At 60.8% G+C, this 11726-nt stretch carries 9 protein-coding genes and 1 pseudogene; 9 read left to right on the top strand and 1 reads right to left on the bottom strand.

Going from position 1 to position 11726, the window contains the following annotated elements; genetic code table 11:
- Positions 1–15 precede the first annotated feature (15 nt).
- The 6 genes and pseudogenes from coaBC (at position 16) to pgi (ending at position 5801) form a co-directional block, all read left to right on the top strand.
- Complete coding sequence (gene coaBC / locus BN1137_RS14010; protein ID WP_050719207.1) at positions 16–1218, top strand: bifunctional phosphopantothenoylcysteine decarboxylase/phosphopantothenate--cysteine ligase CoaBC; 1203 nt, start codon at positions 16–18, stop codon at positions 1216–1218.
- 150 nt (positions 1219–1368) lie between these two features.
- Positions 1369–1827 (top strand): dUTP diphosphatase, encoded by a 459-nt coding sequence (gene dut, locus BN1137_RS14005; protein WP_050719206.1) that lies wholly within the window; start codon positions 1369–1371, stop codon positions 1825–1827.
- A gap of 70 nt (positions 1828–1897) precedes the next feature.
- Entirely contained in the window at positions 1898–2494 is a 597-nt protein-coding gene (slmA, locus tag BN1137_RS14000; protein WP_050719205.1) for a nucleoid occlusion factor SlmA, read from the top strand.
- A gap of 27 nt (positions 2495–2521) precedes the next feature.
- Positions 2522–2620 (top strand): annotated as a pseudogene (locus tag BN1137_RS23185) (nucleoid occlusion factor SlmA); the annotation flags it as partial.
- Positions 2621–2791: 171 nt separating this feature from the next.
- Positions 2792–3628 carry a mechanosensitive ion channel domain-containing protein gene (locus BN1137_RS13995; RefSeq protein WP_050719204.1) on the top strand — a complete coding sequence of 279 codons (837 nt, stop codon included), beginning with the start codon at positions 2792–2794 and terminating at the stop codon, positions 3626–3628.
- 523 nt (positions 3629–4151) lie between these two features.
- The gene (pgi, locus tag BN1137_RS13985) at positions 4152–5801 is read left to right on the top strand and encodes a glucose-6-phosphate isomerase (protein ID WP_050719202.1); all 1650 of its coding nucleotides are present in this window, start codon (positions 4152–4154) and stop codon (positions 5799–5801) included.
- Positions 5802–6077: 276 nt separating this feature from the next.
- Here the strand turns inward: pgi and ilvC are convergent, their stop codons facing one another.
- Positions 6078–7559 carry a ketol-acid reductoisomerase gene (ilvC, locus tag BN1137_RS13975; protein WP_050719200.1) on the bottom strand — a complete coding sequence of 494 codons (1482 nt, stop codon included), beginning with the start codon at positions 7557–7559 and terminating at the stop codon, positions 6078–6080.
- A gap of 188 nt (positions 7560–7747) precedes the next feature.
- Here ilvC and ilvY point away from each other — a divergent pair, with 188 nt between their 5' ends.
- From ilvY to BN1137_RS13960, 3 genes are all read left to right on the top strand, one after another.
- Positions 7748–8641 (top strand): HTH-type transcriptional activator IlvY, encoded by an 894-nt coding sequence (ilvY, locus tag BN1137_RS13970; protein ID WP_050719199.1) that lies wholly within the window; start codon positions 7748–7750, stop codon positions 8639–8641.
- 113 nt (positions 8642–8754) lie between these two features.
- Positions 8755–8946, top strand: coding sequence for a hypothetical protein (locus BN1137_RS13965; RefSeq protein ID WP_050719198.1), 192 nt, complete (start codon positions 8755–8757; stop codon positions 8944–8946).
- A gap of 91 nt (positions 8947–9037) precedes the next feature.
- Positions 9038–11620 (top strand): bifunctional acetate--CoA ligase family protein/GNAT family N-acetyltransferase, encoded by a 2583-nt coding sequence (locus tag BN1137_RS13960; RefSeq protein WP_050719197.1) that lies wholly within the window; start codon positions 9038–9040, stop codon positions 11618–11620.
- The last annotated feature ends 106 nt before the right edge of the window (positions 11621–11726 follow it).

Raw genomic sequence — 11726 nt, 5'->3', positions numbered from 1 at the left:
GAAGAGAGACAGCAGATGAGATTGGCCGATAAACGCATCCTGTTGGGTGTCAGTGGTGGCATCGCCGCCTACAAGAGTGCCGAACTGGTACGCCGCCTGAAGGATCAGGGGGCCGAAGTACGGGTGGTGATGACCCGCTCCGCCAAGGAGTTCATCACCCCGCTGACCCTGCAGGCCGTCTCCGGCCATCCGGTCGCCGACAGTCTGCTGGATCCCGCCGCCGAGGCGGGCATGGGCCACATCGAGCTGGCCAAGTGGGCCGATCTGGTGCTGATCGCCCCCGCCAGCGCTAACCTGATGGCGCGCATGGCCGCCGGCATGGCCGATGAGCTGTTGACCACCCTCTGCCTGGCGACCCCCGCACAAGTCGCCTTGGCCCCCGCCATGAACCAGCAGATGTATCGCAACGCCGCCACTCAGGCCAATCTCGATACCCTGGCCAGCCGTGGCATCCAGCTGTGGGGGCCGGACTCCGGCAGTCAGGCCTGCGGTGACGTAGGCCCCGGCCGGATGTTGGATCCCCTCGAACTGGTGGAGCGCTGCTGTCAGCAGCTCGCCAGCGCCCCCTTGCTGGCCGGGGTCAGGCTGCTGCTCACCGCCGGGCCGACCCGCGAGGCGCTGGATCCGGTGCGCTACATCAGCAACCACAGCTCCGGCAAGATGGGCTATGCCATCGCCCGCGCCGCCCGTGAGGCAGGTGCCGAGGTGACGCTGGTAAGCGGCCCGGTGGCCCTGGCCACGCCGCAAGGGGTGACGCGGGTCGATGTGGAGAGTGCGCAGCAGATGCATCAGGCGGTCATGAGCCGGGTCGGCGAATGCGACCTCTTCATCGGTTGCGCCGCGGTGGCGGATTACCGACCGGATCAAGTCGCCAGTCAGAAGATCAAGAAGACCGGCGACAACGACCAGATGGTGCTGACCCTGGTCAAGAACCCGGACATCATCGCCGCCGTGGGGGCACTTCCAGACAAGCCCTACACCGTCGGATTTGCCGCCGAAACCGTGGATGTGGAACAATACGCCCTCGATAAACTGGCGCGTAAGCGGCTGGACATGATCGCCGCCAACGACGTATCCCGTGCCGGCCAAGGCTTCAATGCCGATGACAACGCCCTGACCGTGTTCTGGCACGGGGGTCAAGCTCCCCTGCCCCTTGCCGATAAGCTGACGCTGGCCCGTCACCTCATCGCCTTGATCGCACGCCATTATCGACCCTGAATAGCGGCGCCAAGCGACCCGGCTCGCAGACCGCGATCCCGACAGACAACCGATTCAGCGGGAGCTGATAGTACTGCCCGTACTAGCTCCCACAGCAGAATTCACTGAGCCATTCGATCGACATAGTGCGATCTCATTGAAAAGCGATTCATGAACACACAAATTGAACTGAAAGTCCTGGATGCCCGCATCGGTACCGAATTCCCGCTGCCTGCCTACGCCACCCCGGGTTCCGCCGGCATGGATCTGCGCGCCCTGCTGGACGCACCGCTGACCCTGGCGCCGGGTGATACCACCCTGGTGCCGACCGGTCTGGCCATCCACATCCAGGATCCGGGCCTGTGCGCCACTATCTTGCCCCGCTCCGGTCTCGGCCATAAGCACGGCATCGTGCTCGGCAACCTGGTCGGCCTGATCGATTCCGACTACCAGGGCCAGCTGATGGTCTCGGTCTGGAATCGCGGCAACGACAGCTTCACCATGCAACCCGGCGAGCGCATCGCTCAGCTGGTGATCTTGCCGGTGGTTCAGGCCAGCTTCCAACTGGTCGATGAGTTCAATCAGAGTGAACGAGGTGAAGGCGGGTTTGGTTCTTCTGGTCGCCAATAACAAGACCACACGGGCCCCTCGGGCCGGTGTCTAATAACAGAATCAAGCCATTGTTTTTTTAGGGGAATCCATGGCAAGCAGTAACCAGAAACAGAGTCGGCGCGATCAGATCCTGCAGGCACTCGCCCATATGCTGGAAACCAGCCCGGGCCAGCGCATCACCACGGCGCGGCTCGCGGCCGAGGTGGGCGTGTCCGAGGCAGCCCTCTATCGGCACTTTCCCAGCAAGGCGCGGATGTTCGAGGGGCTGATCGACTTTATCGAGGATTCTCTGCTGTCACGGGTCAACCTGATCATGGCCGAAGAGAAGGACACCATGGCCCGCTGCCACCACATACTGCAGCTGCTGTTGGTGTTTGCCGAACGCAATCCCGGCATCACCCGCATCCTCAACGGCGATGCCCTGCTCGGCGAGCACGACCGGCTGCGGGATCGCATCAGCAACCTGTTCGATAAGCTGGAGACCCAGCTCAAACAGGCGCTGCGCGAGAAGCGGCTGCGGGAAGGTCAGGGCTTCCAGCTCGACGAGACCATGCTGGCCAACCTGCTGCTGGCCTATGCCGAGGGGCGGATCAGCCAGTTTGTCCGTTCCGAGTTCAAGCTCAAACCCACCGCCGGTTTTGAAGATCAGTGGCAGTTTATGCGCAGCCAGTTGCTGCAGAGCTGATACGACAGCAACGCTGAATCAGAAGGGCGGATCGACCAGTGCGTCCGTTCCGAGTTCAAACTCAAGCCCACCGCCGGGTTCGAGGATCAGTGGCAGTTTATGCGCAGCCAGTTGCTGCAGAGCTGATACGACAGCAACGCTGAGCCAGATTACTGGCGAAGAAAAGGGAGGCCTTGGCCTCCCTTGTTTTTTATGGCAGCTTCTACAAGTCGAAAAGAAGTACCAGATGCGACCCAAATTGTCGCATTTGAGTGTTAGATTTATGCATCATAAACCTTTACACCAACAGGACTTCCTATGGAACCCGAGATCCTCACAGAAGCACAGACTTGGCTGACCAATAATCAGGGACTGATCATCGAGTATGCGGTCAATATCGCGGCCGCCCTGCTCACCCTGCTGATCGGTTATATCGCCGCCAATATCATCAGCGGTGGCGTGACCAAGGTCATGCATACCCGCAAGCTGGACACCACCGTCACCCACTTCGTCGGCAGCATCCTCAAGTACACCATTCTGGTGTTTGTGGTGATCGCGGCGCTGGGCCGGGTCGGGGTACAGACCGCCTCCTTCGTCGCCATCATCGGTGCTGCCGGCCTGGCCATCGGCCTGGCACTGCAAGGCTCGCTGTCCAACTTTGCCGCCGGTTTCCTGCTGATCATCTTCCGTCCCATCAAGGCCGGTGAGTTCATCGAGGTCGCCGGGACCAACGGCGTGGTGCAGTCCGTGCAGCTGTTCACCACCACCCTCACCTCCGCCGACAACAAGATGGTGGTAGTACCGAACTCCGCCATCCTCAACGGCACCATAGTCAACTATTCGCGCATGGACACCCGCCGGGTCGACATGACCTTCGGCATCGGCTACGGCTCGGATCTGCGCAAGGCCAAGCAGATCCTGGAGCGGCTGGTGAGCGAGGAGGCCCGCATCCTGAAGGATCCGGCTGCCACCATCGCCGTCGCCGCCCTGGCCGACTCCTCGGTCAATATCGTGGTACGCCCCTGGGTCAAGACCGCCGATTACTGGGGTGTCTGGTTCGACTTCCATGAGAAGGTAAAGCTGGCGTTCGATGCCGAAGGCGTCGAAATCCCCTTCCCGCAGGTGGTCATGCACATGCAAAAAACTCAGGCCTGAACCCAGACCTGATGACAACAATGCCAGCCTTCGGGCTGGTATTGTTGTTTCTGGGGCGGCCTGACAATCCGATCGCCGAGGTCGGCAGGAACCGGACTCAGGGCAAACAGGGACAGTGCGTATCTCGTATGATCCCCTCCCAAGCTATCCCTGACTGGTGTATTCCCTTGGCCCAGATAATGATCGGCTGCGGCATGGCGAGTTTGCACTTGCTCGTAAAGCCCTCAGAGCGAAGCCTATCCACCCCCGCTTAACAGAAGAAACCTCTACCAGCTGACCCTGCTCTGAACTGAAAGCCCTTTCAACCGGGCAAGGCCGGTGAAGCATGCGCGAGCGCAAGATTCCGGGGGCTTTGCTGACTCATAATTGCAGCGTTTTGGTTGTAAACTCCTCCGATGGCAGACAATTGGTAATGCTCTGTTACACGAGCCGCGCGCTGGGCTCGGTATACTGTTCGCATAATAAGGTTTGGCGGGAGCCTTGCAGGCAAGGTTCAAACACAACTTGGAAGATCGGTAATCCTATGAAAAATATCAATCCAACCCAGACCAAGGCCTGGCAGGCCCTGGAAACCCACTTCGCGACGCACAAAGAGACTCAACTCAAGGATCTGTTCGCACAAGATCCCAAGCGTTTTGACAAGTTCTCCCTCACCTTCGGTGGCGACATCCTGGTCGACTACTCCAAGAACCTGATCACCGAGCAGACGCTGTCCCTGCTGATTGAGTTGGCCAAGGAGACCGATCTGCGCGGCGCCATCGACGCCATGTTCAACGGCGACAAGATCAACATGACCGAAGGCCGTAGCGTCCTGCACGTCGCCTTGCGCAACCGATCCGACCGCCCCATCGAGGTGGATGGCAAGGATGTGATGCCGGAAGTGAACGCCGTGCTGGCCAAGATGAAGGGCTTCTGCGAGAAGGTCATCGGTGGCGAGTGGAAGGGTTACACCGGCAAGCCGATCCAGCACGTGGTCAACATCGGCATCGGTGGCTCGGATCTGGGCCCGGTGATGATCACCGAGGCGCTGCGCCCCTACAAAAACCACCTGCAGATGCATTTCGTCTCCAACGTCGACGGCACCCACATTGCCGAGACTCTCAAAAAGATTGATGCGGAAACCACCCTGTTCCTGGTGGCCTCCAAGACCTTCACCACCCAGGAAACTATGACCAACGCCCTGACCGCCCGCGACTGGTTCATCGACATCGCCGGTAACAAGGCCCACGTCGCCAAGCACTTCGCGGCGCTGTCCACCAACGGCAAGGCCGTGGCCGAGTTCGGCATCGACACCAACAACATGTTCGAGTTCTGGGACTGGGTCGGTGGTCGTTACTCCTCCTGGTCTGCCATCGGCATGCCCATCGCGCTCTCCCTTGGTTTCGAGCACTTCGAGGCCCTGCTGCAAGGCGCCTTCGAGATGGACATGCACTTTGCAACCAAAGCCTATGAGCAGAACGTACCCGTGCTGCTGGCGCTGATCGGCCTCTGGTACAACAACTTCCACGGTGCCGAGTCCGAGGCCATTCTGCCCTACGATCAGTACATGCACCGCTTCCCTGCCTACTTCCAGCAGGGCAACATGGAGTCCAACGGCAAGTTCACCGATCGCAACGGCAACAAGGTCGACTACCAGACCGGCCCCATCATCTGGGGTGAGCCGGGTACCAACGGCCAGCACGCCTTCTACCAGCTGATCCACCAGGGCACCAAGCTGATCCCCTGTGACTTCCTGGCACCGGCCATCAGCCACAACCCCATCGGTGACCACCATCCGAAGCTCTTGGCCAACTTCTTCGCCCAGACCGAGGCCCTGGCCTTCGGCAAGAGCAAGGAACAGGTCGAGGCCGAGTTCCTGGCCGCTGGCAAGACGCTGGAGCAGGTGAAAGATCTGGTGCCGTTCAAGGTGTTCGAGGGCAACCGTCCCACCAACAGCATCCTGTTCAAGAGCCTGACCCCGAAGACGCTGGGTTCCCTGATCGCCATGTACGAGCACAAGATCTTCGTACAGGGCGCAATCTGGAACATCTTCAGCTTCGATCAGTGGGGCGTGGAGCTGGGCAAACAGCTGGCCAACAAGATCCTGCCGGAGCTGACCACAGACGCGGCTGTCACCAGTCACGACTGCTCCACCAATGGCCTGATCAACACCTGGAAAGCCTGGAAAGCCTGATCTCCTTTGCTTGCCTGAATGCAAAAGCCCCGCTCATTGAGCGGGGCTTTTTTGTTGCCGGTCATTACTGCCAGTAACCAATCTGACGGCTTGCATGGTTTGGATATCCGGCCAGGTGTCCAAGCCGGCCGGCAACGGGGATCGTCATCCCCGCCCCTCCTTATGCATACCCGTTATATCTTAACCACCGACGGCGATACGCTTCATGTCTTTCATGTAGCCGCGCAGGGTATGGCCAATGCTTTCGCATACGGCATGGTTGCGGGTCAGGCCTGATTAACCACCAACGGCGATACGCTTCATGTCTTTCATGTAGCCGCGCAGGGTATGGCCGATCGCTTCGATCGGGTGGTTGCGGGTCGCCTCGTTGGCAGCCAGCAAGGCCTGGTTATCCACCGCCTTCTGCTCGGCGCGGGAACTGCCCAGATCGCCGGCTTGCAAGGAAGGCATAAAGTGCTCGCGCAGCAAGGGCACGGCGGCATTGGCAAACAGGTAGTTACCGTATTCGGCGGTATCGGAGATCACCACGTTCATCTCGTACAGACGCTTGCGAGCGACGGTGTTGGCGATCAGCGGCAACTCGTGCAGGGATTCGTAGTAGGCGGACTCTTCATAGATGCCGGAGGCCACCATGGTCTCGAATGCCAGCTCCACCCCCGCCTTGACCATGGCCACCATGACCACGCCGTTGTCGAAGTACTCCTGCTCGGCAATCTTGCCAGCGAAAGTCGGGGCATTCTCGAAGGCAGACTTGCCGGTCTCTTCGCGCCAGCCGAACAGCTTGGCATCGTCTTCGGCCCAGTCGGCCATCATGCCGCGGGAGAATTCGCCGGCGATGATGTCATCCATATGCTTCTCGAACAGCGGGCGCATCAGGGTGCGCAGTTGCTCGGACAGCTCGAAGGCGCGCAGCTTGGCCGGGTTGGAGAGCCTGTCCATCATCAGGCTGATGCCACCCTGCTTCAGGGCTTCGGTGATGGTCTCCCAGCCGAACTGGATCAACTTGCCGGCGTAGGCCGGGTCAGTGCCCTCGGCGACCAGCTTGTCGTAGCACAGCAGGGAACCGGCTTGCAGCATGCCGCACAGAATGGTCTGCTCGCCCATCAGGTCGGACTTCACTTCCGCCACGAAGGAGGACTCCAGCACCCCGGCACGGTCGCCGCCAGTAGCGGAGGCCCAAGCCTTGGCGATGGCCATGCCTTCACCTTGGGGATCGTTCTCCGGGTGCACAGCCAGCAGGGTCGGTACACCGAAGCCACGCTTGTACTCTTCACGCACCTCGGTACCCGGACACTTGGGCGCCACCATGACGACAGTGATGTCGGCGCGGATCTGTTGACCCTCTTCCACCACGTTGAAACCGTGGGAGTAACCCAGCGCCGCACCCTGCTTCATCAGCGGCATGATGGTTTTCACCACATCGGAGTGCTGCTTGTCCGGGGTCAGGTTCAGCACCAGATCGGCACTCGGGATCAGCTCTTCATAGGTACCGACCACGAAGCCGTTGTCGGTGGCCTTCTGCCAGGAGGCACGCTTCTCGGTGATGGCAGCCTTGCGCAGGGCGTAGGAGATATCCAGCCCGGAGTCGCGCATATTCAGGCCCTGGTTCAGACCCTGGGCGCCACAACCCACAATCACCACCTTCTTGCCCTTGAGCGCCGCACAGCCGTCGGCGAACTCGTCGCGCTGCATGAAACGACACTTGCCCAGTTGGGCCAACTGCTGACGCAGGTTCAGGGTGTTGAAATAATTAGCCATGGTGATTGCTCCGTTCGATTGATTCCATGCCGGATAACGGCGTTGTCGAACCCACTATAGCGCGGGACACTTATTGCCTGAACTGATATATTCGGCACAGTACGTTGCAAGAATTGAAAGATTATTCTGCGCAATCTCACCCGTATCACCCTCCACTTCGGCAAGTGTGTCGCTGCAGGAATTGAACGATGGATCTTCGCAATCTCGAGCTATTTCTCCACCTCGCCGACTCCCTGCACTTCGGCAAAAGCGCCGATGCCATGGCGGTCAGCCCCTCTACCTTAAGCCGTGCCATCCAGCGGCTGGAGCAGGAAACTGGCTGCGTGCTGTTCGAGCGAGACAACCGCAGCGTGCGGCTCACCCCGGCCGGCGAAAAGCTGCGGGAGTTTGGTGGCAACCTGTTGCAGGAGTGGCGACGGCTCAAGCAGGATCTCAAGCGCAGCGATGAGCCGCTGCAGGGCCGGTTGCGGGTGTTCTGCTCGGTCACCGCCAGCTACTTCCTGCTGCCGGAGGTACTTGAGCGCTTCCGCCGTCGCTATCCCCAACTCGAGATCAAGCTCGAGACCGGTGACCCGGCGCTGGCGGTGGACAAGATCCTGGCCGATGAGGCCGATCTCGCCATCGCCGCGCGCCCCGATGCGCTCTCCGCCAAACTGGAATTTGCCAGCCTGCAGCAGGTGCCGCTGGTGTTTATCGCGCCGCGCACCGCGCCGCAGCTCAGTCAGTGGTTCCAGCATGGCGAACCGGACTGGGAGCATCTGCCGCTCATCCTCTCCGAGCAGGGGCTGGCCCGCAAACGCTGCGATCAGTGGTTTCGCAACAAGGGCATCGCCCCCAACATCTACGCCGAGGTCGCCGGCAACGAGGGCATCGTCGCCATGGTGGCGCTTGGCTTCGGGGTCGGTCTGGTCCCCGCCGCGGTGATCGATCACAGCCCCATGGGCGACAAGGTGCGCATCGCCCTGCCCAAACCGGCGCTCAAGCCATTCGATGTCGGTATCGCCGTACTCAAGAAGCGGCTGGAAGAGCCGCTGATCCGCGCCTTCTGGGACACGGCCCGTGGCCAGGGCGGCCAGCGCTGAGAGAGACCGGTGCACGGCCCCGGATACCGCCAGTGTCAGATATGTCAGTATGAAATAGTTCGATAAGAGCGGAGACTGCACCGACACACGCACCAGTCGGAAAGGATCACACCGTGAGCCAGCATCTTGTCGAGATCAAGGGTTCCATCTTGTTTGAAGAGTACCTGCAGAGCCTGGGGGTTCGCCGCTGCCAACTCGAGCAGGAGCAGGAGATCTATCTGCAGGATCGCCATCTGGCCACGATAAGACGCATCCAGGGCGAGCTGCGGTTTTATCTGCGGGCCAATGCCCTGGTCCGGCCGTGATCCGCAATCGGTCACAGAACCCGCGCTGAAAGCGTATTAGACTGGCACCATCCGTCACCCTCGCCTCCGGGGGTCGCCATGAGGAGTGCCCATGAAACCAAGCGGCCTGGATCGGCTCTTCAAACCCCAATCGATTGCCGTCATCGGTGCCTCCACCGATCCGCAGAAGGCGGGTCATGTGGTGATAAGGCACCTGCTCGCCGGCCAGTTCAAGGGCCCCATACTGCCGGTCAGTCCTCATAGCCAGGCCATTGCCGGCGTGCTCGCCTATCCCGATATCGCCAGCCTGCCGCTCGCCCCGGATCTCGCCATCGTCTGCACCAAACGCGAGCGGGTGCTTCCTCTTATCGAGGAGCTCGGCAAGAGAGGCACCGGCGCCGCCATCATTTTGGCCGCCCAGTTCTCGGCCGAAGATCGCCTGCAGCTCAAGGCACTGTGCCGGCAATACGGCATCCGCCTGCTCGGCCCCAACAGCATGGGGATGCTGCTGCCGGGCCAAGGCATCAACGCCAGCTTCTCCCCCATCGCAGCCACCCCGGGGCAAGTTGCTTTCCTGTCGCAATCCGCGGCAGTCAGCACCACCATTCTCGACTGGGCCAAGCAGCGTGAGCTCGGCTTCTCGGCTTTCGTCTCCTTGGGGGATCACTGCGACATCGACTTTGGCCAATTGCTGGATCAGCTCTCCCGCGACGGCACCACCCGCGCCATCCTGATCTATATGGACAAGCTACACGATGCCCGCCACTTCCTCTCGGCGGCGCGGGCCGCCTCGCGCAACAAGCCAATCCTGGTACTCAAGAGCGGCCGCCACGATCCGGCCAACGGCCTCGACAACGTCTATGACGCGGCCATCCGCCGGGCCGGCATGCTGCGAGTGCGCGACACCCATGAACTGTTTGCCACCGTCGAGACCCTGAGTCACTCCTTGACCCTCAAGGGAGAGCGACTCGCCATCCTCTCCAACGGTCGTGGGCTGGCCAACATGGCCGTCGATGTGCTGCTGGAGCGCGGTGGCAAGCTGGCCATGCCACCGCAAGACATTGGCAGTGATGCCGATATCGAGACCTATCGCAGCACGCTGGAGGAGTTGCTGCAAGGGGACAAGGCCGATGCCATCCTGCTGATCCATGCCCCTTCGCTGACCGCGCGCGGAGCCACTCTGGCCAGCAACCTGATCGAGTTCATCAAGCAGCACCCCAGAGCCAGACGCTTCAACATTCTCACCAACTGGGCCGGGGAATACTCGGCGCAGGAGGGCCGCCGCCTGTTCAACGAGGCGGGGATCCCGACTTACCGTACCCCGGAGAGCGCGGTCACCGCCTTTATGCACATGGTGGAATACCGCCGCAACCAAAAGCAGCTGATGGAGACACCGGCCTCCTTGCAAGGGGGACGGCTCAATATAGAACGCTGTCAGCAACTGATCCGACAGGCCCAGGAGCGCAAGCAACGGGTGCTCGATACCCATCTGGTCCATCCCATCATGCAAGCCGCAGGGCTCGCTACCCTGCCAACCTGGATCGTCTCGGACGCCAGCGAGGCGGCGCTGACCGCAGAGCAGATAGGCTACCCGGTGGCGGTCAAGTTACGCTCGCCGGACATTGCCCATAAATCCGATGTTCACGGCGTCATGTTGAACTTGCGCACCTCGGCCGAGGTGGCTCAGGCGGCGGATGCCATCCTGGATCGGGTACGTCAGCATGATCCGGGCGCCCGTATTGAAGGTCTGCTGGTGCAACGCATGGCAAAACGCAGCGGCGGTCTCGAGCTGCGCATTCGTCTACAGCAGGATCCGGTCTTCGGCCCCGTCATCCTGCTTGGCGAATCCGGCGCCGAACCGCACCAGATGGTTGCCGCCCTGCCTCCGCTCAACCAGGCGCTGGCTCGCTACCAGATCATCGGCGCCCTCAAGAATGGCAAGATCCGCGAACAGGCTACCCCGGCCCGACTCGATATTGATGCGCTCGGCCAGGTGCTGTGCCAGCTGTCGGAGCTACTGCTGGCCTTCCCCGAAATTCAGGAACTGGACCTGCATCCACTGCAAGCCTGCGCCGATGAGATGGTGATCCTGGATGCCAGGCTAGTGTTGATGGAAGAAGGGCAACGGATGCTGCCACTGGCGATTAGCCCCTATCCCACCGAACTGGAAGAGGGCGCCTGGCTCAAGGATCAGAGTCATGTCTTGCTGCGCCCCATTCGGCCGGAGGACGAGCCCGCCCACAAGGCATTCGTGCTCAAGGTCTCCGATGAAGACAGATACAAGCGCTTCTTCGCCGACGTGGGGGAACTGGGCCATGAAGAGCTGGCCCGCATGACCCAGATTGACTACGACCGGGAGATGGCCTTCGTCGCCGTCGGTCAGGATGGCGCCTTCGATCAACAGATCCTGGGAGTGGTGAGGGCCATCTCCACGCCGGATCTCGCCGATGCGGAGTTTGCCATCCTGGTGCGTTCAGATTTGAAAGGGCTGGGGCTAGGCAAACTGATGATGGAGAAGATCGCCCGTTATGCCCGCGAACGTGGCATAGGACAGCTCTCCGGCATGACCATGCCGAGCAATCGCGGCATGATCAACCTGGCCAAGCGGCTGGGCTTCCAGATCGATATCCAGTTGGAGGACGGGGTAGTGAATATGTTGCTGCCCTGCGGGAAACAGAGTCAGCAAGAGATGTGAAAATACGCTGAGGCAGGGGTTTATAGCGCCAAAACAAGAAATTTCAGCCAATAAAAAAGCCCGCTCGTGAGAGCGGGCTTCTTCTGATTGGGTGCCTGGCAGTGTC

The organism is Aeromonas tecta (assembly GCF_000820185.1).
GTDB classification, from domain to species: domain Bacteria; phylum Pseudomonadota; class Gammaproteobacteria; order Enterobacterales; family Aeromonadaceae; genus Aeromonas; species Aeromonas tecta.
Note: the sequence above shows the minus strand (reverse complement) of the source record. Positions and strands in the feature narration are given on the sequence as shown.